At 69.9% G+C, this 1,102-nt stretch carries 1 pseudogene; it reads right to left on the reverse strand.

The window, feature by feature from the left end:
* Nucleotides 1–830: 830 nt before the first annotated feature.
* A pseudogene (locus E1263_RS43075) lies at nucleotides 831–1,102 on the reverse strand (hypothetical protein); the annotation flags it as partial.

Below are 1,102 nucleotides of genomic sequence, written 5' to 3' on the forward strand. Positions count from 1 at the left end.
GCCCCCGACATCCCAACGACAGGAGGTATACGTCTACGCAGCCGACGGCGCTGCTCCACATCGGGTCGACGGGGTTGTCATCGCTGGGAGGTTGGGGAGTGCTACCTACCGATTCGCCGCGGGTAGCGCTCCCCAGCCCCGCCGGTATTCGTGACCCATTGCTCACCGGGCCTGCGTGGGCTCGGTGCGACTTTGAGCACGGGTCAGTCATGGATCCGGCCGGAAAATGACTGGTGGGTGCTCAAAGTCGGTCGGGTGCGCGGCCTTGAGCACGGCTCAGGCGTTTCGACGAGTGTCGGGTGACAGGTGGGTGCCGCGGGCTGAACGGGGCGGGGGCGGACCGCTCCCACTCACCAACCTGCCCGGCGCCCGATCCCGCACGCTCAGGCGCGACGCGGAATCTCCTGTCGCGGGAACTTGGTGAGTGGGAGCGGTCCGGCTTCCACCACCGACTCCAGCCAAAGCGCCAGCTCCCGGCCGGCAGCTCGGAAGTGATCGAGCGACTGCCCCCTTGGAGTTGAGGGCGCCGCCCGATCGCTGCGCTGACTGCGCCGGGCCGGGGTTGCGGTCGCTGCGGGAGTTGGGGAGTGCTACCTGCCGATTCGGGTGGGGTAGCGCTCCCCAGCCCCGCCGGTATTCGTGACCAGGTCACCCCCGCTCGCGCGCGAACCCCGGTACGACTTTGAGCACGGGTCAGTCACGGATCCGGCCGGAAAATGACTGGTGGGTGCTCAAGGCGGCTGCTGCGCACTGAACGGATCGGGGCGGACCAGCTGCTGCAGGCCAAGCAGCCGATCCCGGCCAGCAGGTCGGGGTGAGCTAGCGACAGGTCACCCGAAGGGTTGGCGGTGTTCTACGTCCGGGTAGCCGTTGCCGGTGTGGTGGTGTGACGGCGGCATCACCGCATGCGGCGCCTGCGCGGTCGGTGGAGCTTGCGTCGCAGTCGGTGCCGCGGACGTCTGGACTGTGCTGGCCTGCGCCGGCGCAGCGGATCGTTCCGGTACGGCGGGGGTCGCCGAGGCTGGATTGGCCGGTACGGCGGGGGCTGCGTAGGTCGGCGGTTCCGCGGCGGGCTGTGCGCCCGGCGGGGTTGTGGTGGGTG

It is taken from the genome of Kribbella antibiotica, assembly GCF_004349055.1.
Classification (GTDB): domain Bacteria; phylum Actinomycetota; class Actinomycetes; order Propionibacteriales; family Kribbellaceae; genus Kribbella; species Kribbella antibiotica.